The sequence below is a fragment of the Bartonella silvatica genome (genome assembly GCF_040545155.1).
In the GTDB taxonomy this organism is placed as follows: Bacteria; Pseudomonadota; Alphaproteobacteria; order Rhizobiales; family Rhizobiaceae; genus Bartonella; species Bartonella silvatica.
Genome location: NZ_JBEPLI010000001.1, coordinates 327,676 through 352,587 on the forward strand (window position 1 = coordinate 327,676; position 24,912 = coordinate 352,587).

Sequence of the window (24,912 nt, forward strand, 5' to 3'; positions counted from 1 at the left end):
TTGTTTCCCTCATTTGTTTTTTAAGCGATTATTGAGTGTACCCTTTTTCGTGTGTGAAAAGCCTTTATGCTTTGGGAGGATTGTTATCATTGCATGGTTTTGAGCGTTTTCTTGAGTGTTTTAGGGGAGTATTTAGCTCATTAGTTTATACTAAAGTTTGGGTGCTTTGTTGACACCCGTGTTTTCAGTTTTTTGCACCCTTTGCGTGTTTGGTTAAGTGAGGGGCATTGTTTCCGTAGAGTGGAGAGGTATAATCTTTGGCTTTTTAATGCCAAACATTGCGGTTATTATATTGAAATAACAAGCTTCATCATTATATTTGCTTGCTCATGGGGGTTACCAACTGCCCTTTCTCTTGAGATGATTCAGCAGGGGCATTTTCCCCCTCTAAAGCGGTTTTTATTCATATACTCATTCCGTTGATAATATGTCAGGATATAGTTTTGATTGTTTCAACATAAGCGGGTTTGGAATGAGAAAGTCTTACCGACTTTATGCTTTTAACATGATATGAATAACGTTCAATGATTATTATCAATCAATATATTATCTGTTGTTTGCGATGACTGATTGCGGAGTGCTTTTGTTATTCGTGTGTCACACACCTTTATTGTTTTTATCATTTGTCCTTATATAAAATTATACAATGGATTCTTGTGTGTGTTATTGGGGGCGGAAATGGCTTTAAACAGGGCGTTGTCCAAATAAAGCAGAGCCAATACGCAAAACGTTAGAGCCAAATTGAAGAGCTGTTTTAAAATCACTAGACATCCCCATTGAAAGTTTTGGGAGCTCTGCTTGTTTTGCTAGTTTTGCCAATAGTGCAAAATAGGGACCGGGGTTTTCCTCTACAGGAGGGATAGCCATGAGACCCACAATATCAAGCCCATAATCATTTTTACATTGGGTAACAAAGGAGACCACTTCTTGTGGTGCGATACCACTTTTTTGAGGTTCTAATCCAATATTAACTTGAACATAACAGGGAAGGTGCTTTTTTTGTTTTTGCATTTCTTCAGATAAAGCTTTGGCTATTTTTTCGCGGTCAATCGTTTGGATAACATCAAAAATTTTAACAGCTTCGGCTGTTTTATTGGACTGTAAAGGACCAATGAGATGAAGTTCAATATTTTTAAACTGTTGATGCAACTCAGTCCATTTTTTTGCGGCTTCTTGTACGCGGTTTTCTGCGAAACGAGTCTGACCTGCTTGTAAAAGAGGACGTATATTTTCTACAGGAATCGTTTTGGAGACAGCGATAAGTTGTACTTCTTCTATGGGGCGATTATAGTCTTGACATATTTGAGCAATGTCTTTTTGGAGATTTTTCCATGCTATCACAGAAGAGACATCAGATGTTGTGTGTGTGTTCATATTTTTATACTTTCTGTTTTTATTTTGAGAGTTGAGCCATTATTTGTAAAAACTTTGTAAAATATTTACTGAAAATATTGACGATGGGGTTAATCCATGGTCAAGCATAAAACAAGTTTTTTGGTTCAATTTTATTGAAGAGTATAATGGGAATGACGATTGAACGTTATAATTTAGGTGAACGCTATAATCCGCGGGCGCGCGAAAAAAAATGGCAAGCCATTTGGGAAGAAAAGAAAATTTTTCAGACCAAGGAGGAAGATCAGCGTGAAAAATATTATGTTTTAGAAATGTTCCCTTATCCGTCAGGGCGCATTCATATGGGACATGTGCGCAATTATGCGATGGGAGATGTGGTTGCACGCTATAAACGCGCAAAGGGGTTTAATGTGCTCCATCCTATGGGGTGGGACGCCTTTGGGATGCCGGCTGAAAATGCTGCGATGCAAAATAAGGTGCATCCTAAAACTTGGACCTATCAGAATATTGCAGTCATGCGTGGGCAATTAAAGCAGTTAGGGCTTTCACTTGATTGGTCACGTGAATTTGCGACGTGCGATGTGGATTATTACCACCGCCAACAAATGTTGTTTCTTGATCTCTATCAAAAGGGGCTGGTGGCGCGCAAAGTGGCTAAGGTCAATTGGGACCCTGTTGACCAAACTGTTTTGGCTAATGAGCAGGTTGTGGATGGACGGGGATGGCGTTCTGGTGCTTTGGTTGAACAGCGTGAATTGACGCAGTGGTTTTTCAAAATTAGTGATTTTAGTGAAGACTTGCTGGCAGGGCTGGAAAAGTTGGAGCAGTGGCCTGAAAAAGTTCGTACAATGCAAAAAAACTGGATTGGGAAGTCACAAGGTCTCTTAATTCGTTGGGCTTTGAAGGCGACAGAGGGCGCTGATGAGGCTTGTGAAGCATGGAGTGAGGTTGTTTGTTATTCAACGCGACCTGATACACTCTTTGGTGCTTCTTTTTTGGCACTGTCTGTTGATCACCCCATTGCCCAGTCTTTGGCAGAAAAGGACAAAGCATTAGAGGCGTTTATCGAAAATTGTCGTTGTGGTGGAACCACAACTGCAGCACTTGAAACTGCTGAAAAACAAGGTTTTCGCACACCGCTTTTGGCTGTTCATCCCTTTGATGAAACGGTGCATATTCCTGTTTATATCGCTAATTTTGTGCTTATGGACTATGGAACGGGAGCTGTTTTTGGTTGTCCTGCCCATGATCAAAGAGATTGGGATTTTGCTCGTAAATATGACCTTCCTGTGCAGCCGGTGGTATTACCCTTTGGGGTTGAAAAAGAAGAGTTTGTGGTTGCTGAAACGCCTTATACCGGTGAGGGTGTCATGATCAATTCCAGATTTTTGGATGGTTTGGCGCCCCAACAGGCTTTTGAAGAAGCAGCGAAAAAGCTTGAAGAACAAATGCTTGGGGATAAGCCGCAGGCGAAAAAAACAGTACAATTTCGTTTGCGTGATTGGGGGATTTCACGTCAACGTTATTGGGGGTGCCCCATTCCGATGGTCCATTGTCCCTCTTGTGGTGTGGTTCCTGTGCCACGTGCTGATTTACCTGTTGTCTTGCCTGACGATGTTACTTTTGAACAGCCTGGTAATCCTTTATTGCGTCATGAGATATGGCAAACTGTTTCTTGTCCGACCTGTGGTCAATCTGCCAAACGTGAAACTGATACTATGGATACATTTGTGGACTCCTCTTGGTATTATGCACGTTTTACCGCACCTTTTGCACAAGAACCAGTGGATAAACAAGCGATCACTGAATGGTTGCCTGTGCAACAATATATTGGTGGCATTGAACATGCCATTTTACATCTTCTTTATGCGCGCTTTTTTATGCGTGCCATGAAAATGGTGGGGTATGGGGCTGTGGAAGAGCCATTTAAGGGACTGTTTACCCAAGGGATGGTGGTGCATGAAACTTATCGGGATGATCAAGGGTGGGTTTCGCCAGAAGAAATTTCGATTGTCGAAAAGGATGGAAAGCGCAAAGCTTATAAATTAACCGATCAAAGTGAAGTGACGATTGGTTTGATTGAAAAAATGTCAAAATCAAAAAAGAATGTCGTTGATCCTGATGATATTATTGCATCCTATGGAGCAGACACTGTGCGCTGGTTTGTGTTGTCGGATTCTCCTCCTGAACGAGATGTTATCTGGACAGAATCAGGTGTTGAAGGGGCGCATCGTTTCGTGCAACGTGTTTGGCGCCATGTGGCTTTGAGTGCTCCGGTGTTAAGGGACGTTACGCCTCGTGCTGGGTATGAGGGGGCGGCTTTGGAACTTTCAAAAGCAGCACACCGAATGCTTCACACTGTGGAAGATGATTTAGAAAAATTTGCTTTTAATCGGGCTATTGCACGTCTTTATGAATTCTTGAATATTATGGCGCCTTTACTCAATAAGGTGGAAAGTGTTGAGGATGAAATGAAGGCTGCCTTGCGTCAGGCAATGGATTTTTTCTTGGCACTCATTTCGCCTATCATGCCGCATCTAGCGGAAGAGTGCCATGCGGCTTTAGGGGGAAACACTTTAATGTCTGAGCTTTCGTGGCCTGTTTATGACCCTGCATTAATTGTTGAAGATTGTTATACCTTGCCGGTGCAGATTAATGGTAAAAAACGTGGTGAGGTGACGGTTTCTGCAAATGCGACGAAAGAAATGATTGAAGAAGCGGTTTTGGATCTTGATTTTGTAAAGGTGCATTTGAGCGAAAAATCTGTTAAAAAGATGATTATAGTGCCACAAAGGATTGTGAATGTCGTTTTTTAAAAGCTTTATTCTTACTGCTTTAGCTGGTTTTTTAACTCTTTTATGCGGGTGCAAAATTGAACCGCTTTATCGTGAAGTCTCGCAGATTTCGACAACGATGGATGCTGAGAGTTCTGTTGCTTATGGCAAGTCTTTTGGAAAAGAGCCTTTAGGGCTTTCTCAAAAACTTGCTGCTATTGTTATGCCAGAACCTTCAGATCGCTTTGGTCAAATGGTGCGCAATCGTTTGTTATTTCTTCTTTATGGACATGGAGGGAAACCTTCCGTTCCAATTTATCAGTTGGTTTTGCAGACATCGGTGTTTACAAGGGACTCTGTACGGGTTGAGGTTGATCGCGAGAGGAAAAGGGAAGGGCGCCCTTCTGTTGGAACTGTGACGGGTCGAGCTTATTATATCTTACAAGATATGAAAAATAATCCTCTTGCCAAAGGTGCTGGAACGATGCGTGCATCATTTGAACGGCTTCGTCAGGAATATGCAACCATACAGGCAGAGGAGGATGCGCAAAAGCGTGTGGCTGAGGAATTGGCTGAACAGCTTTTCATGTTGCTTTTAAGGGATCTTTCAAAAGTTAAGTAATATTTTGTCCGGTTTTTTTCCAATCTTCTAGAAAGGTTTGTAGACCTTTATCGGTGAGGGGGTGTTTAACCAGTGCTTTTAAAATTGTTGGTGGTACAGTTGCAACGTCTGCACCGCTTAGTGCTGCTTCTTTGACGTGGTTAACGGTACGGATGGAAGCTGCTAAAATTTGCGTTTTAAAGTTATAATTGTCATAAATGGTGCGAATTTCATGGAGAAGTTCGTTGCCATCACTTCCACAATCATCAATTCTGCCAATAAAGGGTGAAACAAATGTTGCGCCTGCTTTGGCAGCTAATAAGGCTTGATTAGCAGAAAAGCAAAGGGTGAGATTGGTTTTTAACCCTTGGGCTGTAAGTGCTTTACAGGCTTTCAGTCCATCAAGTGTTAAGGGCAGTTTTATGCAAATATTATCGGCAATTTTTGCTAAAACAGCCGCTTCTTTCATCATGCTTTCAAATTCTGTGGCTGTAACTTCGGCAGAAACAGGTCCATCAACGAGGGTGCAAATTTCCTTTATCACTTCAAGAATATTGCGTCCGGACTTTAGGATAAGGGAAGGGTTGGTGGTGACACCATCAACGAGGCTTAGATTTTGCAGTTCTTGGATCTCTTCAATTTGTGCACTATCCACAAAAAACTTCATCTCTAATCTCCTTGTTTTAAGCTCTTTAATGTCAAAGCTTTTGATGTTTCATCCTGCTTCTGTTATGCTCTATTGTTTGTGGTAAAAGCAAGAGAGAGGATATTGATTATATGGTCGGTTGAGGCATAAATTGGTAAAAGGGAAAAGATACAAGTGAAGAAAATATAAGAAGCGTTTGTTTATGGTATGGGCGTTGAAAGTGTTTTTGCACAAGTTCATTTGTTATAGAGTGTTCTCTTGTATGAAGAGTGATGTGAGATTTTGTTTTTTTAAGAAGGTAAGATATTGATATTTTATCACTTTTCATGTTAAGAGAGAGCTCTAAGTATCATAAGATTCCTTACATTTCAAACTTGTTTATGTTAAATCAATCAAGACTATTTTGACACGTCATAAATGCGGCTTGTCTGGGGGTAAAACATGAGAAGAAAAGACTCAACACCCTTTTGATGTTTCAATGTAATGTTGTTGTACCCACAGGTTGACAAATAAAACAATGGTGCTGGCTTACTCCCTCATCAGTATAAAGGTGGTGGCGTTCAATGGCTTTTGTCAAGCATTCTCGGATGATATCACGGGATGGGCTTTGGGGGGCGTTGAGGGATGTCTTTAGGGCTTAACGCAATAGCGTTCTGTTTTGGGCGCTTTGTTTTGCGTGAGGCAAGTGTGTGAAAATATTTGTGATGCGTAAGGTGTTTTCAATGAAGGTGAAATGATAAGCGACACAAATCATTTTCTCGAATGGCATCAAAGAATAAAAAAGTACGATTACTGTGAGCGCATTCATATTAAATGAGTATCGATCATAAGCGTCAAGATTACAGAAAAATTGTTTCTATTTTGGCATTGCTTTTTACTGTGTATGCTTATTGTTTTTATGTCTTATGGTTTTGTGATAAGTAGTGTGTGGGGAGAATATTATTGATAGAGCCTGAATGATAAGGCACATAAAGAATTTTCTGCAAAAGATTTAAAAGATTAAGGTGTAGAGACACTGTTTATATAAAAGGTTCGTAAAAATTTGAGACAAAAAATGACGTCAAATGAGACAGAGGATGTGACGGAGAGCAAAGTTGTTTCGGTATTGGTGCCTCTTCCTGTTGCTCAGGCTTATAGTTATGAGGTTCCGGTTGGTCTAGAGGTTGAACTTGGTTCTTTTGTGCGCGTTCCGGTGATGGGGCGCGAAGTTTGCGGTTTTGTAGTGGGGGTTGGAGAGCAAGCGGGGAAGGATAGGGCTACATCTGTGGCAGGTAAAAAATTACGCGCTCTCCTGCGGGTTTTTGATTGTCCACCCTTAAAGGCGGAAATGATTGCTTTCTTGCGTTTTATGAGTCGCTATACGATGACTCCTTTTGGCCTTGTTGCACGATTGATTTTGTCTGTGCCGGCTGCATTAGAATCAGAAGCACAGTTACCAGGTTTGCGATATTGTGGAGGAGATGTGGAGCGTCTCACACCCGCACGATCACGGGTTTTAAAGTTGGTGCGCGATGGAGGGGTTTGGACACGTTCTGGTCTTGCACATGCAGCAGGAACTTCTGTTTCTGTTGTTGAAGGGCTAAAATCGCTGGGCATTTTTGAAGAGGCTATGGTGCCATCATCTGATCTTGTGGCGACGCCCAATCCTGATTTTTGTCCTCCTGTCTTAGAGGGCGCACAGAGTGAAGCAGCCAAACTTTTGCGGGAAGGGGTTTTGTCTTTTCAGTTTCAAGTTTTTTTGCTTGATGGTGTAACGGGATCAGGAAAAACTGAGGTTTATTTTGAAGCGGTTGCCCAAGCGCTTACAGCTGGTAAGCAGGTTTTGATTTTATTACCGGAAATTGCTTTAACACAACAATTCTTAGATCGTTTTCATGCACGCTTTGGAGCTGAGGCAGCACAATGGCATTCCGATTTATCACCACGTCGGCGAGAACGTGTATGGCGGCAGGTTACTGAAGGGCGGGTGCGGGTTGTAGCGGGGGCCCGTTCGGCGCTTTTTCTTCCTTTTCATGATCTTGGGTTGATTGTTGTTGATGAAGAACATGATGGTGCTTATAAACAAGAAGAGCGCATTTTTTATCATGCACGTGATATGGCGGTTGCACGAGGTTCTTTCGAGCATTTTCCTGTCATTTTATCATCAGCGACACCGTCGATTGAAAGTCAGGCAAATGTTTTGTGGGGGCGTTATCAGAGGGTTCATTTGCCATCACGCTTTAAAGCGGCTGCACTGCCGCAGTTGCGGGTGGTTGATATGCGTAAAGGGGGCGTGCAAAGAGGGCGTTTTATTTCCTCTGTGCTTGAAGATGCTTTGACAAAAACCATCGAAAAAGGTGAGCAGGCACTGCTTTTTTTGAATCGACGCGGTTATGCGCCTTTAACGTTGTGTCGGGTTTGTGGACACCGCTTTCAGTGTCATGATTGTTCAAGTTGGTTGGTGGAACATCGTTCACAAGGGCAACTTAAATGCCACCATTGTGGTTATCATCAGCCGATTCCAGAAGCTTGTCCTGAATGTGGGACTCTTGATCATCTTGTCGCTTGTGGACCAGGGGTGGAAAGAATTGCTGAAGAAGTACGGGGGCTGTTCCCACAAGCGCGATCATTAATTCTCTCGACCGATCTTAAAGGTGGGGTTGGTCAGTTGCGGCGCGAATTGGAAACAGTTGCTAAGGGTGATGTGGATATTATTATTGGAACACAGTTGGTCGCTAAGGGACACCATTTCCCTGGATTATCGCTGGTGGGAGTGATTGATGCAGATCTTGGTCTTGCGAATGGCGATTTACGTGCGGGGGAACGTACTTTTCAGCTTTTGTCTCAGGTGACGGGGAGAGCTGGACGTATGGGGTTGGAAAGTTTAGGATTATTGCAAACATATCAACCGGATCATCCCGTGGTACAAGCTTTGCTTTCGCGACAACGGCAGGATTTTTATGCGCATGAGATTGCTATGCGCCAACAGTATCATCTTCCACCTTATGGGCGATTGGCTGCTTTAATTGTGTCTTCGGAAAAGCGTCAGGAGGCAGAAAATTATGCGCGGACATTGCGCCAAGTTGCACCGAGTGTGAAAACTGTCTCCGTGATGGGACCCGCAGAAGCTCCATTGGCGATGATTCGAGGACGTTATCGTTTTCGGCTTTTGGTGCAAGGGCAGCGTTCTTTTGATATACAAGGTTTTATTGGTACCATGTTTGCACATGCACCTAAAATGCCCCGTTTTGTTCGGGTTCAGATTGATATTGATCCACAAAGCTTTCTCTAAAATAAAGTGAGAGAGTACGAAGGCTTGGTGTTTAAACGGTAATCTCTTAACAGGGTTGTTTTAAGCCAAAAGGTTTATTTTTCCTCCATTTTAATTTTAGAGGAAAGTTTATGATGATTAAGTTAAATGATGGTCGTATAGCCTTTTAGTTTTCTGAACTAGATCACAATGTAGCTAACATTCAATCGATGGGGCGTATTTTACGCTGCTAGGTTGGTGAGGTAGAGCCGATAACAAAGACAACTTGGTAGATGCTTATTCCAACGTTACGTGGAGAGGGGGATGGCATGTAGAGTTTTGGGGCACATATTTGCTTATAAGGTTGAAATAATATATTTTTTGGTAACGTATAATATATTGAGTTATAAAAATAATTTAGTGCTATTTATATTTAATGAAAATCCTAAGTTACGTAAGATTTTCTCATTTTAAAGCTGTGTATGTCATCAAAATGACCTGCTTGCACGTTATAAGTGAGAGTGATGTATGGACAAAACTGTAATAAGACAAGGACCAAAAGTTCCTTTTATCAACCGTTTCAATACAAAGGCTGTTGCAATATTTACAAGCTGGTAAATAGAATAGAGGTGTTGGCTTATTTCTTAACGAGATGAGCGTGCAAAATGGCTTTATTTTTATACATTTTAATGAGGTGCTGTTGTGAAATGGGTTTTGGAGAAGATATTTTTTTAAAATAGGTGCGTGTAACTGCAACACAATGGTGTTTTTGTTTTGCGTGAAGGGTGGGGTTTCATTTAAAGAATGGTAGAAACAAAAGCGGTAGCGGTTTTTGGGTGTTAGTTGCCAAAAATATGAAACGGAAGAGAACAGATGTTCCTTCATTGATGTGGCTCCTTTGATAGAGTCTAAAAAACGCTTGAAACATCATTCAAAGAATGTCAAAAAGAAATAGAGATAAATTGCGGTGGTGACCGACTTATTCTGAAAAATTCTTTTTAAAAATATTTCGAAGATTTTCGTTAAAATTTTTAGAAAGCTGTGATTTGGAGTGTTGCGAGTCGGTGATGTCTATGCTAGAAACCAAAAAGCTTTTTATTCTGGGTTTTAAGAAGAGAATTCTTAAAATGAGGAATGTCTGTTTCATTTCATCTGATAAATATCAGAGAGTCGCTCAAGGGAAAGAGGCGGTATTTCGTGTCTGATTCATTTTCTCTTATACCGCTGCCATTGGTAGATCAGCGCTACGGGCAAGCGTTTTTTGATTTTGTTCAAGAAGCAGGAGCCATTGAAAAGGTCGAAAAGGCAGTGGAAACTTTTTTACTTGTCTTGAATCAAAATGAAGACTTAAAGCTCTTTGTACAGAGCCCTTTCTTTTCCGTAAAAGAGCAGGCTAAAGTGATGCATTCTATATGTGAGAATATCAAGTTTGCTGATAAGGCTGCAGGGCAGATTGTTGGAAATTTCTTGCGCGTTATTGCCGTTAATCGTCGGCTTCATGCCTTATCTGGTATTTTACATGCTTTTCAGCGTTGTGTTGCTCTTTCTCGGAGAGAAACGCCAGTACAGATTATTTCTGCTCGCTCACTGAGTGCTCAACAGGAAAAAGAGTTGCGTGTTGCTTTGGAAGGTGTCGTTGGGGGAAAAGTTTTGCTCCACATTTTCGTCGATCCAACAATCCTTGGTGGGTTGATTATTCGTGTTGGTTCATCCCAAATTGATACATCTCTTGTAACAAAATTATCTTCACTTAAGCTTGCATTGAAAAAAGAGGTCAGCTGATGGATATTAGACCATCTGAAATTTCAAAAATTCTAAAAGAGCAAATCAAAAACTTTGACCAAAAGGCTGAAGTTTCAGAGATTGGTTGGGTTTTATCCGTGGGGGATGGAATCGCCCGTGTGTACGGTTTGGACAATGTTCAAGCAGGGGAAATGGTTTCCTTTTCAAATGGTGTACGCGGTATGGCTTTGAATCTGGAAACCGATAATGTCGGGGTTGTGATTTTTGGCTCGGATCGTGATATCCGTGAAGGTGACTGTGTTAAACGGTTGGGTGCTATTGTTGATGTGCCTGTTGGTCCTGCTTTGCTTGGGCGCGTCGTTGATGCTCTGGGAAACCCTATAGATGGGAAAGGTCCCCTTAAAACAACAGAACGGCGGCGTGTTGATGTGAAGGCTCCAGGAATTATTCCGCGTCAATCTGTGCATGAGCCAATGTCAACCGGATTGAAAGCCATTGATGCTCTTATCCCTATTGGGCGCGGGCAGCGTGAGTTGGTGATTGGAGATCGGCAGACAGGAAAAACGGCAATTTTGCTCGATACCTTTTTAAATCAGAAGCCGTTCCATGACAAAAATGCTGGTTCTGAGCAGGATAAAGTCTATTGTATCTATGTTGCTATTGGTCAAAAACGTTCAACAGTGGCACAATTTGTGAAAGTTTTAGAAGAACGGGGTGCTCTTGAATATTCTATTATTGTTGCTGCGACCGCTTCTGATCCTGCTCCACTTCAGTTTATTGCACCTCTTGCTGGTTGTGCGATGGGAGAATATTTCCGTGATAATGGTCAACATGCTTTGATTGGCTATGATGATCTTTCAAAGCAAGCTGTTGCTTATCGTCAGATGTCGCTTTTGCTTCGTCGTCCTCCTGGTCGTGAAGCCTATCCTGGTGATGTCTTCTATCTTCATTCTCGTCTTTTAGAGCGTGCCGCAAAGCTCAATGCTGAAAATGGTTCTGGATCTTTGACGGCGTTGCCCGTTATCGAGACCCAAGCAAATGACGTTTCTGCATATATTCCTACAAATGTGATCTCGATTACAGATGGACAGATCTTTCTTGAAACCAATTTGTTCTATCAGGGAATTCGTCCTGCTGTGAATGTTGGTCTTTCGGTGTCACGTGTTGGTTCTTCTGCCCAGATTAAGGCGATGAAGCAGGTGGCTGGTTCGATCAAAGGGGAATTGGCGCAGTATCGTGAAATGGCAGCCTTTGCACAGTTTGGCTCTGATTTGGATGCTTCAACGCAGCGTCTTTTAAATCGCGGTGCACGTTTGACAGAGCTTTTAAAGCAACCCCAGTTTTCTCCTTTGAAAACAGAAGAGCAGGTCGTGGTTATTTTTGCTGGTGTCAATGGCTATCTCGACTCCTTAGCTGTTGCGGATGTTGCTCGATTCGAGCAGGGGCTTTTAATTCTCTTGCGCAGTGAATATCAAGATCTTTTGCAGGAAATTGCTGATCAAAAGCAGATAACTGATGAAATTAAGAGTAAGTTGCTTACTGTTCTTAAAACTTATGCGAAAAATTTTTCGTGATAAATTGATGGAATGTTTGAATGGCGTCGTTAAAGGATCTTAGAGACCGTATTACCTCGGTTAAGGCAACACAGAAGATTACCAAAGCCATGCAAATGGTTGCAGCGGCGAGGTTACATCGTGCACAAGAGACTGCTCAATCTGCACGTCCTTATGCGCAGAAAATGGCTGCTATTTTAACCAGTGTTGCTGCCGATGTTGATAGAATTGATGCGCCGCCTCTTATGCGGGGAACAGGTCGGGATGATGTTCATCTTTTGGTGGTATGCACCGCTGAGCGGGGATTGTGTGGGGCTTTTAATGTGCAGATTGCTCGTCGGGTACGCGAGCGGATTAAAGCACTCCTTGCGGCTGGTAAAATCGTTAAAATTTTGACCGTGGGTAAAAAGGGGGCCGATATTTTAGCGCGTGACTATAAAGATTTCATGATTGATCACATCGATTTGCATGCTGTAAAGCGTATTGGTTTTACTGAGGCAGCCATGATCAGTCAACGCGTTGTTGATTTGTTCAATGAGGGCGCTTTTGATGTCTGTACCTTGTTCTATTCTGAATTTGTTTCCGTGATTAATCAGCGTCCAACAGCTTTTGAATTGATTCCAATGGTTGCTCCAAAAGCCGCTGTTGAGGCAATCGAGGAAGTTGAAAACGTCAATATGAGCGCAGATCATAAGACAATCGTTTATGATTATGAACCGGATGCTGCTTCTCTTTTGGAAACTCTTGTGCCACGCAATCTTTCGGTGCAAATTTTTCGTGCTTTACTTGAGAATGTTGCTGGTGAAATGGGTGCAAAAATGACGGCTATGGATAATGCATCGCGCAATGCGGGTGAAATGATTAATAGATTGACGGTGGCTTATAATCGGCAACGTCAGGCACAGATTACGACAGAATTGATTGAAATTATTGCGGGCGCTGAAGCGCTTTAAACGGAAAAGGTAAGGATTGATGGTAAAAGCAGTGACGTCAAGCAAGGAAGCAGAAAAGGTTGAGAAAAAGAAATCACCTGCTCGTTCAGGCGTGAAAAAAGCCGCCTCAAAATCTCAGATTCGTGCGAAGGTTTCTTCTGATCCTGCATATACTTCTCCTAACAATACGTCGGCAAAAGGCGCTGTGGGTGAGATAAAGCAGGTTATTGGTGCTGTTGTTGATGTGCAATTTGAAGGTGCCTTGCCCAATATTTTGAATGCGTTGGAAACAGATAATTTAGGGCATCGATTGGTTTTGGAAGTTGCTCAGCATTTGGGTGAAAATACTGTACGTACCATTGCTATGGATACCACCGATGGTCTTGTGCGGGGTCAGAAGGTTTTTGATACTGGAACGCAGATTTGTGTTCCTGTTGGAGAGGAAACGCTTGGTCGTATTATGAATGTGATTGGAGAGCCCGTTGATAATGTGGGGCCTATTGCTGCAAAAAAAATGCGTGCGATTCACCAAGAAGCACCGGAATATGTAGAACAATCAACGGTTTCCGAAATTCTTGTCACGGGGATTAAAGTCGTGGATTTGTTAGCGCCTTATTCTAAAGGTGGTAAGATCGGCTTGTTTGGTGGTGCTGGGGTTGGGAAAACCGTTCTTATTATGGAGCTTATCAACAATATCGCAAAAGCCCATGGTGGATATTCCGTATTTGCCGGCGTTGGAGAGCGTACCCGTGAGGGAAATGATCTCTATTATGAAATGATCGAAAGTCGTGTGAATGTGAATCCAAAAGATAATAATGGTTCGGCAGAAGGGTCAAAATGTGCGCTTGTTTATGGACAAATGAATGAGCCACCAGGAGCACGTGCGCGTGTGGCTCTTTCAGGGTTAACCATTGCAGAAAGTTTCCGTGACGAAGGACAGGACGTTCTGTTCTTTGTGGATAATATTTTCCGCTTTACGCAGGCAGGTGCTGAGGTGTCTGCGCTTTTAGGACGTATTCCTTCTGCTGTGGGATATCAGCCAACTTTGGCAACCGATATGGGGGCGTTGCAAGAGCGTATCACCAGTACAAAAACAGGGTCTATTACTTCTGTTCAGGCTATTTATGTTCCTGCTGATGACTTAACAGATCCTGCGCCGGCAACCTCTTTTGCCCACTTGGATGCCACAACCGTTCTTTCGCGCTCTATTGCAGAAAAAGGAATTTATCCAGCGGTTGATCCACTGGATTCCTTCTCACGTATGCTTGATCCATTGGTTGTGGGAGAGGAGCATTATAGTGTTGCTTGTCAAGTTCAAGCTATTTTACAGCGTTATCGAGCGCTGCAGGATATTATTGCTATTCTTGGGATGGATGAGCTTTCTGAAGATGATAAATTGCTGGTTGGGCGTGCACGTAAAATAGAGCGTTTCCTTTCGCAACCTTTCCATGTGGCGGAAGCCTTTACGGGATCACCAGGGAAACTTGTTCCTTTAGAAGAGACAATTAAAGGTTTTAAAGGTCTTTGTGCTGGTGATTATGATGATTTACCAGAAGCAGCTTTTTATATGGTTGGTTCGATTGATGAAGCCATTGAAAAAGGAAAACGTCTTATGGCAGAGGCTTCTTCATAAGAAGAAGTTTGTTAAAATGCTTGTGGTAAAGAGGATGAAGAGTCCTTGTATCAAGCTTTGTGGAGATTTTTGTGGAACACAATAAAGAAGAGCATTTTTTGTTTGAGCTGGTATCACCTGAGAAAATTGTGTTTTCAGAGCAGGTGGTATCTGTTGTTCTCCCTTCAGCCTCTGGTGCTTTGACCGTTATGGCGCATCATGCACCGTTGGTGGCAAGTGTTATACTGGGAAGTGTGCGTGTTCGCACCTCCTTAGGGGAGACGCTTTTTGCTGTTTGTGGAGGGGTGGTCAACGTTACCTTTTCAGGATGTTCTCTTTTGGTAGAGCGTGTTGTGCGTGTGGAAAACCTTTCTTGGGATGTGTTGGAACAGCAGATTTTGCAAGTTCGGGCCGCATTAGAAGGTGCTTCGAGTGATGAAGCAAATCATAAGTTGGAAGCGTTTTTTCATCAATTGACAACTGCGGGTGTTATGTTGACTGAGGCTTAAAGGATTGTATAGGAAAAACGGGCATGAGCGGAAAAAAGAGTACGGTTGTGTCTGCTAGAAGGAGTGCAAAGCCTTTTCCGCATCCGGGTCGTGTTTTTGCTGGTCCATTGCCAAAGTGTTTTGTTTATATTTTGGCCTCCTTTATTTTGCAGTGGGCTTACGGCTTAGGGGCTAATATTGTTCAATCGAATATTATACAGCTTACTGGGGATTTTCATGCAACTTTGATTGAAACAACATGGTTGGTTGCTGTTTATATGGCGCCAAATGTGAGTGTTGCGATCATGTTGATCAAAATTCGCTATCAGTTTGGTCTTCGCGCTTTTGCTGAGTTATCAATTCTGAGTTTTGTGTTGGTCTGCGTATTGCAGTTATTTGTTACAGATTTGCGTTCTGCTCTTATTATTCGTTTTTTTGCTGGTATTGCTGCGGCGCCTTTAGCTTCACTGGCACTTCTTTATATGATGGAAGCTTTTGCGCCGGCAAAAAAATATACCGTCGGCTTGACTTTGAACTATATGAATGCTGCTTTGGCGGCACCTTTATCACGTTTGATTTCGCCATATTTGCTGGAAAATGGTTTTTTTTCTAGCCTTTCAGCCTTAGAAATGGGCTTGGTTCTGATTAGTTTGGGATGTATTTATGCACTTCCACTCACCCCTGTGGTTCGCAGCAAAGTTATTCAAAAGTTAGACTGGATAAGTTATGGCTTGATTGCATTTGGTCTTGGACTCAATGCTGTGATTATGTCGGTTGGTATATTGTACTGGTGGTATGAAGCGCCATGGATTGGTTGGGGACTTGTCTTTGCTATTTCCTCTTTGGTTGTTGCGACTATGATCGAGTTGAATAGAGAAAAACCTTTAATTGATTTACGCTGGCTTTTCAGTAAAGAAATCGTACAACCTGTTCTCATTTTATTGGTCTTTCATGTTTTTTTATTAGAACGGTTAACTTTAGCTGTAGGATTTTTAAATCTTTTTGGTTTGTTTAATCGTGAAATGGCGCCCATGTATTTTGCGGTTATATTGGGAACTCTTTTAGGAGGGGCTGTTTGTGTCTTTTTTTTACGGTCTGGGCGTGAGGATTATTTTTATCTTTTGTCTTTAGGGTGCTTGGCACTTGGGGCCTATTTAGATAGCCATGTGAATTATTTAACACGACCTCAAGATATGATGTTGAGTCAAGGCTTGATCAGTTTTAGTTATGCACTTTTTTTACCTCCTGTCCTTTGTAAGGGGTTTATCGTTGCAGGAGAACGGGGAGCTCGTTATGTGTTAAGCTTTATTGCTGTCTTTCTGCTCACGCAAGTGACCGGTGGACTGATGGGATCGGCTCTTTTTGGTAGTTTGCAGTTTTTGTTTGCACATAAGAATTTTGAAGCTTTAACACAAAATATTGTGGTGACAGACCCCATTATTTCAGGAGAGGATAATACCTTATTTTCGCCATCTTATGGTGCTCCTGTTCCTCATATTTTGGGAAGTGAGCAAGGTGTATCACAACTGATTGAAAAGTTTAAGTTGACAGCCAATATTTTTGCTTATGGTGATGTCTTTCGACTTTACTTTTATATTGCGGTGCTTGTGTTTGCTGTTTTTCTTGTCAAAATACTTGTAAAGCCATACTCTTCACGTGCATTCGGAAAGCAGAATAATATCATAGAAGAGGGGGAACAAAAATGATAAAGGCATTACGGTCAAGAGCAACGCTTATTACATTTTTTTCTGGTGTTGTTGGGGGGTTGCTGATCCTATGGGCTTGGAGACTGCCTCCTTTTGTGAGTACGATTCAAATAACCGATAATGCTTCCATTAAGGGGAATGTTACGTTGGTGAGTTCTCAGATCGCTGGGGTGATTTCGCGTATTTATGTTCAAGACTATCAACGTGTTGAAAAAGGAATGCTTTTATTTGAACTTGATGACGCTCTCTTCCGTCAACAATTTGCACGAGCACAGGCGATTCTCGATTCAAAAAATGCAAAACTTGCAAGTATCATGTTACAGGCACAGATTTTGCAGGGAGAAATTAATGTTGCAGAAGCGGAATTGGCGCGTTCAAAAGCATTCTCGAATGTTTTGCCTGAAAATAAAAGACTAGGCTTTAGCGATACTTCCAATTCTCACTCCCTTTCGCAATTATTGGAAGCGCTTGAAACAAAACGCCAATTGCAAAAACAGTTAGATCTCGAACGGCAAAGTTTACAGTCTGAAGTTGCTGGAGCGAAGGTTGGACTTGAATTGGCTAAGATCAATCTCGACCATACGAAGATTTTATCTCCTAGAACGGGGTATATCGGGTTGGTGGGGGCACGTGTGGGACAATATGTCTTGCCTGGTGCACAATTGGTTTCAGTTATTTCTGATGATATTTGGATTATTGCCAATTATAAAGAAACACAGCTTGCTCAAATGCGTGTGGGGCAACCGGTTATTTTTTCTGTTGATGCACTGAACAATAAGAAATTAACAGGGCGTGTTGTGCGTTTCGCGCCTGCGACGGGGTCAGAGTTTTCCCTGTTAAAAACCGATACGACAATCGGTAACTTTATTAAAATTGCACAACGTATTTCGGTGCGTATTGCGCTAGATCCTGGACAAGAGGGGGTTGAAAAGCTTATTCCTGGTATGTCTGTTGTTACATATGTGGATACTTCAAAGCGTGTTGATTCTGGAGGATAGAATTTTGGGTTTTTTGAGTTTTATATTTGTTCCCTTTGCATATAGCAAATGGGTATTTACTATAGAAGATTTTGCTTGGTTCGTTATGATCCATATTTTTAAGTTTTTATATATTATGCTCAAGCATCCCCCTTCAGGATGGTGATATGAGGCTTATTCATCGATTGCTATAGTATGATCGTCGTTCTCTTTCTATTTTGGGGTATTAACCAAACGTAGAAGTGTGACATTAAATGAAAGATTAATAGAAAGATTTATCTGTAGAGTGTGTAAAATTGCGCAATGCATTTTACCGTTGTACTGAGCAATTCTTAGAGTTGCAGCGACTCTTGTGTTGAGGTCGTGCATTGTAAGATATTTTCATTCCTTTCTTAAGTAACTTTATCTTTATGTTTTTTATTTGATGTGTATAGAAATGGCTTTTATTGATATATTATAAGACGCCTTTGAAATAAGGGCTTATTCATTTCGTTTTCTTATTCGATTGGCAAAGTGATATGTAATTTTTATAAATCAATGTATTGATGAGTAACGTGTATCGTTGGTGTGTTTTAGTAAAATGCATCCCAAAGAGGAATGAATCTCTTATCAGATTGATGAAACGGGGAAATCTTCTTTTTTCAGGTAGAATGGAGTTTTTCATTATAATCTAAGAGGATGGTGGTGGTTTTATCAGCTATGTTGAATTTTTCTTTGTCAGGGCTAAAAAAATGCCCGATTTAAGGCGGGCATTTAAAAGGTATTTTGGGTTATATTATCTGTATTTGCGCGCTAGCAGGAAACCAGATAAAATCAATCCTGCAGTTAAGGCAAGAGTTGTTTTGGGGTGTTGTTTTGCTTTTTTCTTTAATGCTGTCGTATGCTCGTTAAGGTGGTAGAGTGCATGACGTCCTTTTTGTTTCCATGTATTCAGTACATCAGAGATATTTTCAAAGCTATTATGATGAGAGTGCCAGTGATTTACAGGGACAAGTTCATTTTTTAATTGTGCAATGCGTTTTTTAATTTTAGCATTTTTGCTGTGGGGTGAAAATAGATACATTTGTTGACTCCTTTATCTGTTATACTGTTTTACGGGAATGGGAACGGGTTTTGAGGTGTTGCGATAACGGTTTGGCAATGAAAAGGTTGCATTTGGTTGTGTTTGTCGGCGAGGTGAAAAAAGCTAAGGGCTTTGGTTGAGTGAATTGGTATTTTTTGTGCGTTTTTTAAATTGTACTGTAATAAGTGGTATTATGAATGATGTTTGAGAGCGCAGGTTTTGGGAATTTGAGGATTTGATGCGTACAGCGTATTATTTATCTAAACCTCTTGAGCGTCGTCGGTCTGTTGGGGTTGCGGTTGGCGATGTGATGGTTGGTGGTGATAACCCCATTGTTGTTCAGTCAATGACCAATACCGATACGGCCGATATTGATGCAACTGTTGCGCAGGTTGCTGCTCTTTGGCAGGCTGGTTCGCAGTTGGTTCGGATTACTGTTGATCGTGATGAAGCGGCGGCGGCTGTGCCCAAAATACGCGATCGGTTAGAACGATTAGGTTTTTCTGTACCATTGGTGGGAGATTTTCATTATATTGGTCACAAGCTTTTATCGGAACATCCTGCCTGTGCTGAAGCTCTTGCAAAATACCGGATTAATCCTGGAAATGTTGGCTTTGGTGCCAAAAAAGACCGCCAGTTTGCAGAAATTATTGAAATTGCTTGTCGGTATCATAAATCTGTTCGTATTGGTGTGAATTGGGGGTCGCTTGATAATGCATTGTTAACACAGCTTATGGATGAAAATGCACAGCAGGAAAATCCTTTATCTGTTGCAGAAGTTATGCGAGAAACCGTTGTGCAGTCTGCTTTGCGTTCGGCTGTTCTTGCTGAAGAGTTGGGGATGGGACGTGATAAAATTATTCTTTCTGCAAAAGTGAGTGATGTTCAAGATCTTATTGCTGTTTACAGTGCTTTGGCGGCGCGTTGTGATTATGCGCTCCATTTGGGGTTAACAGAAGCAGGGATGGGAACAAAGGGTGTTGTTGCCTCTTCCGCGGCTTTGGGAATTTTGTTACAGCAAGGGATTGGGGATACGATCCGTATTTCATTAACGCCTGAACCGGGTGGAGATCGAACACGCGAAGTGAGAGTTGGGCAAGAGCTTTTACAAGTGATGGGGTTTCGGCAATTTTTACCTGTGGTGGCGGCTTGTCCTGGGTGTGGACGTACAACCTCTACGGTATTTCAGCAATTGGCGCAAAAAATTGAAGCGGATTTATACAAAAATATGCCTATTTGGCGTAAGAAATATCCTGGTGTTGAAACGCTTAAAGTTGCTGTGATGGGTTGTATTGTCAATGGACCAGGAGAATCAAAGCATGCCGATATTGGTATTTCATTGCCTGGAGTGGGTGAAAGTCCAGCTGCCCCTGTTTTTATTGAAGGAAAAAAGGTAAAAACTTTGCGGGGTGATCATATTGCCGAGGAATTTGAAGCACTTTTGAGTGATTATATTCATACACGTTTTGGGCAGGGGTAAAATAGACGAGCTGTTTATAATGGTCATTTATCGTTTTTCGTCGTAAAAACCCCAAGAGCGCAAACTTCTTTCACGTCAGATCTGTTTATTTTGAAGCAATTAAAATCTATATTTTAGCGCATCATAAATAGTGTGAGCGTGTGGGCGAAAGTGAGCAAAGAAAGGCGCTGTATCTTATGAATCGTGTAACAATACCCACAAGCTGGCAAATAGCATGATGGTGCTTGTTTTCTCTTTCATAAACGCAAAGATGCGTGTTGCTTAATAGATCTTATTATATCATTCACAGGTGTCGTTGTGAAATGGAGTTGCGAGTGATGTATATTTTGAAAACAAATGCGTGAAATTGTGACGCAATGGTATTTTGTTTGACATGAGGAGTGTGATTTCATGAAAAAACGTAATAAAAGCGTGAGGCAATGCGTCATCTCTCTTTTTAAGAGATTTCTGGAGATGTCTTTGACAGGTGTAAAGATAAACTAAAAAGAAATAGTAGGTTTGAAAGCTGGTTTTTACTTTTAAAACTTCATATTCCTTTCAAATTGGGTTTCTCCTGTTTCAGAGATACTTCATACCAACACCTTTGTCCTTAAAAGGTGGGAATTTCTTATAAACATGTCCAATTTGGTCGGAGGGCATCCGTTGTGTAACTGGATCAAGTTAAAATGAGCTATTCAATGATGGGGGTGAAATAAGTTGTTTTTAATGGTGGAGTGAAATTCTTCAAAAAGTTTAACATAAAGTTTTTGTTTTTTATCTTTCAGTTGTTTTACGTTTTATTGGAAGTTTGGTGCCTTTAATTTTTTCGTATTGCGCTAAAATGGGCTGCTTGTCGGAGTGATTTCGCTTTGATGCCAAAAGGGTGTAAAATTTGTTCTGCTTTTGTGATGAGTTCATTGCGCTTTTTTTCTGTTTCTTTAATCCCATAAAGGTCAACAAAAGTGGCTTTGTGTGCTGTTTTATCTTTTCCAGCAGTTTTTCCTAAAATGTCACTGCTGGCGGTGACATCTAGAAGATCATCGGTTAATTGAAATGCTAAACCAACATAGCTTCCAAAAAGAGAGAGTTTTTCTGTCAACTCTTTTGGAGCATTGCCAATGATTGCGCCTGCTTGGCAAGCAAAGCTTATAAGGGCTGCCGTTTTCATGCGTTGTAGCGTGATAATGTTGCTACTTTCTTGCGGTGTTTTTTCTGCTGTAATGTCGAGCATTTGACCGCCTATCATCCCACCAAGTCCTGACGCTTGTGCAAGGGCAGTGATTAGCTTTATTCTGGTTTCAAAAGAGAGGCTGCTGGATTTATGGGAAATGATTTCAAAGGCAAGCGTCAAGAGAGCATCGCCTGCGAGAATCGCTGTTGCTTCATCAAAGGCTATGTGAACTGTTGGTTTTCCACGCCGAAGCGTATCGTTATCCATGGAGGGAAGATCATCATGAATGAGTGAATAGCAATGGACACACTCTAAGGCACATGCAACATCAAGAGAGTGTTCAAGAGGGATATCAAAAAGTGCGGCACTTTGAATCACAAGAAAGGGGCGTAAACGTTTTCCACCATTCAGGACACCGTGACGCATGGCTTTGATCAAATTTTCAGGACGCGCAATCTCACCATTTTGAACTTGATCACTTAACAGTGCTTCAAGACGGTTTTCAACAGCGCGCCCATGCTCGGCAAGAAAGGTGGCAAATTCGTGCATCTTGCTTCCTTATATTTTATGAAACTTTAGAATGGATAAGAGAAAGTCTATTTTTTCTCGTTTTTATCAATTTTCATCGGTTTCTTCATTTAAAAATCAATTTCTTTTTTGGTCCTTAAGGTGAGTGTACGCGCAAGTCATTGTTAAAGCCAAACAAAAAATGAGATGAAAGTTTCATGAAAAGTTTTTCATGTGTGCATAAAACCATCATTTTGGTCATTATATTACTACTTTTGACATTGCCTCTTCTTTTTTATCAGTGTATAAGAGTCTCAATTTTTATGTTTTTTGATATAGGCTCTGTCATTTTGACATTGCCTCTTCTTTTTAGTGGATTTGGAGTGTCTCTTTATGGCTGTACCTAAACGAAAAACCTCTCCATCGAAGCGGGGTATGCGCCGTTCGGCTGATGCCCTTAAAGCGCCGACTTATATTGAGGATAAAAACTCTGGTGAGCTGCGTCGACCTCATCATATTGATTTGAAAACAGGAATGTATCGCGGTCGTTCTGTTTTGCCTGCTAAAGATTGAAACTTTGTCTCTTTAAGCAGCGGTAAAGTTTATTGCATTTAAACAGATATTTGCAGCGGTGGGGCAGATTTTTTAGTTATTTTCTTACAGAAGATTTCGAGATGTACGCTGCCCTATCATATTTGAGAGCAGGAGTGTGTGGCTGTTGTTCTATTTTTTCTGCTAGCGATTGAAACTTTATCTTTCTCGTTATAAAGTTTATTGTGTTTATAAGCAGATATGTGCAGCAATCAACGCTCATCTTTACCGTTACCTTTTCATTCCACTTTACGGTTTTTAAAAGCATTTAAGACAATGTCTTGTAAAGAAGAGAAATGACGCATTGCTTTACGTTTTTGTTTGTTGCTTCCTTTAATGGGTGCGCGCCCCTCATGTAAACAGAACGCCATTGATTTGCACATTCATGCGTTTTTTTTAAGAAATATTTTGCAACGCATCCAAGCCCATTTCGCGTCGGAAGCTGTGAAGGATATAACGATAAAGCTATTGAGAGCCCCCATCTTGACGTTTATAAAGAAGCAAGCCGGATTATATTTGCCTGCTCGTGGGTGTTGCGACAGATCTCGTATTAGGACTCTTCATAAGAGCCATTTTTATTCTTTTCTTATACAAATTTGATCCACACACGTATCCCGCTTATTATGCGCAAGTGATACTGATTGATCCAACATAAACAGTTTTGAAATGAGAGAATCTTACGATATTCGGAGTTTTAATTCAATATGAATAACGTATCATTATAAATCAATATATTATATGAGAAAGTGAGTGATTTTGATTGATTCAAGATAAGCAGGTTTGCAATGAAAGAAGCTGGTGATATTTAGTTTTCTTACTTAACATGTAAAACAATGAATTATTTTTATAGATCAATATGCTGAAGTGATCTCCAGAGCTTCCAGCTGTGTTCTTAAAAAAGATATGGGGTATCAGCTTTTCACTTCATAGAGCGTATTTAGAGATATCTCGTTGCCTTCATTGAAGGTTTGGGTATGTGCATTTGATGTGGTTTTTACTGTGAGAAAAACTCATATATTCGCTCTTTATCAGTATCAATAGAAACTAAGTCTGATAATTGAATTGCCTTTTTATAAATATAGAGATTCGAAAGGGAAGAAAAAAGACGAACACACGACTTTTTAAATAGATTCAGAACTGTAATATGGCTTATTATATATCAACGGATGAGAACATTTGGTAAACTCTTTATCAAATGTTCTGTTTCCGATAAAAGTTTTCTGATAATAAAAAACATGCTTGATCTATTTTATTACCAGAACATTAAGCTATTATGCAGCACAGATCGCTTCACTGCTTACGTTTGTTTCATCTTTTTCCACTTCAAATTCGCGCTTTGATTTGTTTGAAAGGTGCATTTCTATAAGATTAATGGCTTCTGTTTCAGAAAGATTATTAATGACAGCAATTTCACGAGCCATTCTTTCAAGAGCAGCCGTATAAAGTTGACGTTCAGAATAAGACTGTTCAGGCTGTATATTGGAGCGAAAAAGATCGCGCACCACTTCAGCAATACAAATCAGATCACCTGAGTTAATCTTAGCGTCATATTCTTGAGCACGGCGCGACCACATGGTTCGCTTAACGCGTGCTTTTCCGTGTAATATTTTTAATGCACGTTCAACGGAATCAACAGCTGATAATTTGCGCATTCCAACGGAAATAGCTTTTGCAACCGGTACTTTAACGTCCATTTTATCTTTTGCAAAATGAATGACAAACAGTTTTAACTTATGTCCTGCGACTTCTTGATCCTCAATCGCTATAATCTGCCCAACGCCGTGGGTAGGATAGACGATATATTCAGATGTTGCAAATCCTTTAGCATTGGAGGGTGTTCTGCGTTGGGATGCCATATCTTAGTTTACTCCCTTTATGACCAATAAATGTACTGGAAAACAGGCTATAAACCTGAAAATTGAATATTCTTTAACCAAGTATATTACAAATTGAATGAGCATAAAAGTTAAGTACTTTTAAATCCAACAAAAAGTACATTGCTTTATAAACAAAAGCAAAAGACAATACTTAGAAAGGTGATCATGTTAGAGTGACACTAACACCAAAATTCAGAAGAATCAATCATTTCGCTTAAGATTTTTTGTTTTTACAAAAGAATCTTCTTTATTTTTGAAAGAATAAGATCAAAACCGTATCGTTATTACTCACCGCTTCCTGGATTTTCTGAAAAATACTTTTCTAATTTATTCGAAACTCCGTCCATTTCTTTTGCTTGAGGGAGAGGATCTTTTTTGGTTGTTAAATTTGGCCATTGTTCTGCATATTTTAGATTAAGTTCTAACCATTTTTCTAGCCCTGGTTCGGTATCAGGTATAATGGCTTCTGCTGGACATTCTGGCACACAGACACCACAATCGATGCATTCATCGGGGTGAATAACAAGCATATTTTCACCTTCATAAAAACAATCAACGGGGCAAACTTCAACGCAATCCGTATATTTGCAATGGATGCAGTTGTCGGTTACGACATGAGTCAAGATTGAA

19 protein-coding genes are annotated in these 24,912 nt (G+C 40.9%); 12 read left to right on the top strand and 7 right to left on the bottom strand.

What is annotated here, in order from left to right; translation table 11 throughout:
* Positions 1–684: 684 nt before the first annotated feature.
* The gene (locus ABID23_RS01325) at positions 685–1,374 is read right to left on the bottom strand and encodes a YggS family pyridoxal phosphate-dependent enzyme (protein ID WP_354188540.1); all 690 of its coding nucleotides are present in this window, start codon (positions 1,372–1,374) and stop codon (positions 685–687) included.
* Between the two features lie 152 nt (positions 1,375–1,526).
* Here ABID23_RS01325 and leuS point away from each other — a divergent pair, with 152 nt between their 5' ends.
* Positions 1,527–4,169 carry a leucine--tRNA ligase gene (gene leuS / locus ABID23_RS01330; RefSeq protein ID WP_354188701.1) on the top strand — a complete coding sequence of 881 codons (2,643 nt, stop codon included), beginning with the start codon at positions 1,527–1,529 and terminating at the stop codon, positions 4,167–4,169.
* The gene (gene lptE / locus ABID23_RS01335; RefSeq protein WP_354188542.1) at positions 4,156–4,749 is read left to right on the top strand and encodes an LPS assembly lipoprotein LptE; all 594 of its coding nucleotides are present in this window, start codon (positions 4,156–4,158) and stop codon (positions 4,747–4,749) included. Before leuS ends, lptE begins: the two co-directional genes overlap by 14 nt.
* Here lptE and fsa read toward each other — a convergent pair.
* The gene (gene fsa / locus ABID23_RS01340) at positions 4,742–5,395 is read right to left on the bottom strand and encodes a fructose-6-phosphate aldolase (protein WP_354188544.1); all 654 of its coding nucleotides are present in this window, start codon (positions 5,393–5,395) and stop codon (positions 4,742–4,744) included. The genes lptE and fsa overlap by 8 nt on opposite strands.
* A 1,033-nt stretch (positions 5,396–6,428) precedes the next feature.
* On the opposite strand from fsa, the gene ABID23_RS01345 reads away from it, so the two are divergent.
* The 8 genes from ABID23_RS01345 (at position 6,429) to ABID23_RS01380 (ending at position 17,635) form a co-directional block, all read left to right on the top strand.
* Entirely contained in the window at positions 6,429–8,645 is a 2,217-nt protein-coding gene (locus tag ABID23_RS01345) for a primosomal protein N' (RefSeq protein ID WP_354188546.1), read from the top strand.
* Between the two features lie 1,155 nt (positions 8,646–9,800).
* Positions 9,801–10,385, top strand: coding sequence for an ATP synthase F1 subunit delta (gene atpH, locus ABID23_RS01350; protein ID WP_354188548.1), 585 nt, complete (start codon positions 9,801–9,803; stop codon positions 10,383–10,385).
* Positions 10,385–11,920: a F0F1 ATP synthase subunit alpha gene (atpA, locus tag ABID23_RS01355; protein WP_354188550.1), complete on the top strand. Its 1,536-nt coding sequence runs from the start codon at positions 10,385–10,387 to the stop codon at positions 11,918–11,920. The genes atpH and atpA overlap by 1 nt, the downstream gene beginning before the upstream one ends.
* Positions 11,921–11,940: 20 nt before the next feature.
* Positions 11,941–12,852, top strand: coding sequence for a F0F1 ATP synthase subunit gamma (locus tag ABID23_RS01360; RefSeq protein ID WP_354188552.1), 912 nt, complete (start codon positions 11,941–11,943; stop codon positions 12,850–12,852).
* Positions 12,853–12,871: 19 nt separating this feature from the next.
* On the top strand, positions 12,872–14,464 hold the full coding sequence (atpD, locus tag ABID23_RS01365) for a F0F1 ATP synthase subunit beta (RefSeq protein WP_354188554.1): 1,593 nt from the start codon (positions 12,872–12,874) through the stop codon (positions 14,462–14,464).
* A 71-nt stretch (positions 14,465–14,535) separates the two neighbouring features.
* Positions 14,536–14,952: an ATP synthase F1 subunit epsilon gene (gene atpC / locus ABID23_RS01370; protein ID WP_354188556.1), complete on the top strand. Its 417-nt coding sequence runs from the start codon at positions 14,536–14,538 to the stop codon at positions 14,950–14,952.
* Between the two features lie 23 nt (positions 14,953–14,975).
* Positions 14,976–16,637, top strand: coding sequence for an MFS transporter (locus tag ABID23_RS01375; protein WP_354188558.1), 1,662 nt, complete (start codon positions 14,976–14,978; stop codon positions 16,635–16,637).
* Complete coding sequence (locus ABID23_RS01380; RefSeq protein ID WP_354188560.1) at positions 16,634–17,635, top strand: HlyD family secretion protein; 1,002 nt, start codon at positions 16,634–16,636, stop codon at positions 17,633–17,635. Before ABID23_RS01375 ends, ABID23_RS01380 begins: the two co-directional genes overlap by 4 nt.
* A 754-nt stretch (positions 17,636–18,389) precedes the next feature.
* Here ABID23_RS01380 and ABID23_RS01385 read toward each other — a convergent pair.
* A complete protein-coding gene (locus ABID23_RS01385; protein WP_354188562.1) occupies positions 18,390–18,677 on the bottom strand; it encodes a hypothetical protein in 288 nt (95 codons plus the stop codon).
* Between the two features lie 238 nt (positions 18,678–18,915).
* Between ABID23_RS01385 and ispG the strand changes: the two genes are divergently transcribed.
* On the top strand, positions 18,916–20,157 hold the full coding sequence (gene ispG / locus ABID23_RS01390) for a flavodoxin-dependent (E)-4-hydroxy-3-methylbut-2-enyl-diphosphate synthase (protein WP_354188564.1): 1,242 nt from the start codon (positions 18,916–18,918) through the stop codon (positions 20,155–20,157).
* Positions 20,158–20,953: 796 nt separating this feature from the next.
* Here the strand turns inward: ispG and ABID23_RS01395 are convergent.
* A complete protein-coding gene (locus ABID23_RS01395) occupies positions 20,954–21,856 on the bottom strand; it encodes a polyprenyl synthetase family protein (RefSeq protein ID WP_354188566.1) in 903 nt (300 codons plus the stop codon).
* Between the two features lie 351 nt (positions 21,857–22,207).
* Between ABID23_RS01395 and rpmF the strand changes: the two genes are divergently transcribed.
* Positions 22,208–22,387 carry a 50S ribosomal protein L32 gene (gene rpmF, locus ABID23_RS01400; protein ID WP_011181291.1) on the top strand — a complete coding sequence of 60 codons (180 nt, stop codon included), beginning with the start codon at positions 22,208–22,210 and terminating at the stop codon, positions 22,385–22,387.
* Between the two features lie 257 nt (positions 22,388–22,644).
* Here the strand turns inward: rpmF and ABID23_RS01405 are convergent, their stop codons facing one another.
* The 3 genes from ABID23_RS01405 to fdxA all read right to left on the bottom strand — a co-directional run bounded on the left by ABID23_RS01405 (position 22,645) and on the right by fdxA (position 24,905).
* A complete protein-coding gene (locus ABID23_RS01405) occupies positions 22,645–22,776 on the bottom strand; it encodes a hypothetical protein (RefSeq protein ID WP_354188568.1) in 132 nt (43 codons plus the stop codon).
* Positions 22,777–23,676: 900 nt separating this feature from the next.
* The gene (locus tag ABID23_RS01410) at positions 23,677–24,261 is read right to left on the bottom strand and encodes a CarD family transcriptional regulator (RefSeq protein ID WP_354188570.1); all 585 of its coding nucleotides are present in this window, start codon (positions 24,259–24,261) and stop codon (positions 23,677–23,679) included.
* Between the two features lie 305 nt (positions 24,262–24,566).
* Positions 24,567–24,905, bottom strand: a complete 339-nt coding sequence (fdxA, locus tag ABID23_RS01415; RefSeq protein ID WP_354188572.1) for a ferredoxin FdxA — start codon at positions 24,903–24,905, stop codon at positions 24,567–24,569.
* Between the last annotated feature and the right edge of the window lie 7 nt (positions 24,906–24,912).

Excerpts from the sequence above, each read along its gene's own strand:
- ABID23_RS01325 (WP_354188540.1), bottom strand. The coding sequence starts at position 1,374 with ATGAACACACACACAACATCTGATGTCTCTTCTGTGATAGCATGGAAA.
- leuS (WP_354188701.1), top strand. The coding sequence starts at position 1,527 with ATGACGATTGAACGTTATAATTTAGGTGAACGCTATAATCCGCGGGCG.
- lptE (WP_354188542.1), top strand. The coding sequence starts at position 4,156 with ATGTCGTTTTTTAAAAGCTTTATTCTTACTGCTTTAGCTGGTTTTTTA.
- fsa (WP_354188544.1), bottom strand. The coding sequence starts at position 5,395 with ATGAAGTTTTTTGTGGATAGTGCACAAATTGAAGAGATCCAAGAACTG.
- ABID23_RS01345 (WP_354188546.1), top strand. The coding sequence starts at position 6,429 with ATGACGTCAAATGAGACAGAGGATGTGACGGAGAGCAAAGTTGTTTCG.
- atpA (WP_354188550.1), top strand. The coding sequence starts at position 10,385 with ATGGATATTAGACCATCTGAAATTTCAAAAATTCTAAAAGAGCAAATC.
- ABID23_RS01360 (WP_354188552.1), top strand. The coding sequence starts at position 11,941 with ATGGCGTCGTTAAAGGATCTTAGAGACCGTATTACCTCGGTTAAGGCA.
- atpD (WP_354188554.1), top strand. The coding sequence starts at position 12,872 with ATGGTAAAAGCAGTGACGTCAAGCAAGGAAGCAGAAAAGGTTGAGAAA.
- ABID23_RS01375 (WP_354188558.1), top strand. The coding sequence starts at position 14,976 with ATGAGCGGAAAAAAGAGTACGGTTGTGTCTGCTAGAAGGAGTGCAAAG.
- ABID23_RS01380 (WP_354188560.1), top strand. The coding sequence starts at position 16,634 with ATGATAAAGGCATTACGGTCAAGAGCAACGCTTATTACATTTTTTTCT.
- ABID23_RS01385 (WP_354188562.1), bottom strand. The coding sequence starts at position 18,677 with ATGTATCTATTTTCACCCCACAGCAAAAATGCTAAAATTAAAAAACGC.
- ispG (WP_354188564.1), top strand. The coding sequence starts at position 18,916 with ATGCGTACAGCGTATTATTTATCTAAACCTCTTGAGCGTCGTCGGTCT.
- ABID23_RS01395 (WP_354188566.1), bottom strand. The coding sequence starts at position 21,856 with ATGCACGAATTTGCCACCTTTCTTGCCGAGCATGGGCGCGCTGTTGAA.
- rpmF (WP_011181291.1), top strand. The coding sequence starts at position 22,208 with ATGGCTGTACCTAAACGAAAAACCTCTCCATCGAAGCGGGGTATGCGC.
- ABID23_RS01405 (WP_354188568.1), bottom strand. The coding sequence starts at position 22,776 with ATGGCGTTCTGTTTACATGAGGGGCGCGCACCCATTAAAGGAAGCAAC.
- ABID23_RS01410 (WP_354188570.1), bottom strand. The coding sequence starts at position 24,261 with ATGGCATCCCAACGCAGAACACCCTCCAATGCTAAAGGATTTGCAACA.